Origin of the sequence: Psychrobacter sp. W2-37-MNA-CIBAN-0211 (assembly GCF_040309405.1) — a bacterium.
GTDB classification, from domain to species: Bacteria; Pseudomonadota; Gammaproteobacteria; order Pseudomonadales; family Moraxellaceae; genus Psychrobacter; species Psychrobacter glaciei.
The window spans coordinates 1-264 of record NZ_JBEOOU010000288.1; the positions used below are offsets into that span (position 1 = coordinate 1).

At 45.1% G+C, this 264-nt stretch carries 1 pseudogene; it reads left to right on the forward strand.

Annotation, left to right across the window (positions count from 1 at the left end):
* A pseudogene (locus tag AAEY72_RS15270) lies at positions 1–264 on the forward strand (hypothetical protein); the annotation flags it as partial.

The following is a 264-nucleotide window of genomic DNA, read 5'->3' on the forward strand; positions in this document are numbered from 1 at the left end:
GGATAGAATGGTCAATGACCAACTAGCCTCGGGTCGTGGTGTTGCTGATGAGGGTTTATTACGTCATGTTGCATCTCATGCGGTTGAAGCGTTGCAAATGACGTTAGACGCAGGTTCTGAATTCCACCCGTACTTACAACAATTAGGCGGTCATTCGGTTGCACGTACTTACCAAACCTCAGTAAGTTGTGGTGCTGGTATCACCCAACCATTGTACAAAGAGTGTAAACGTATTGGTGTAAACACCCACAATCGTTCAAAATT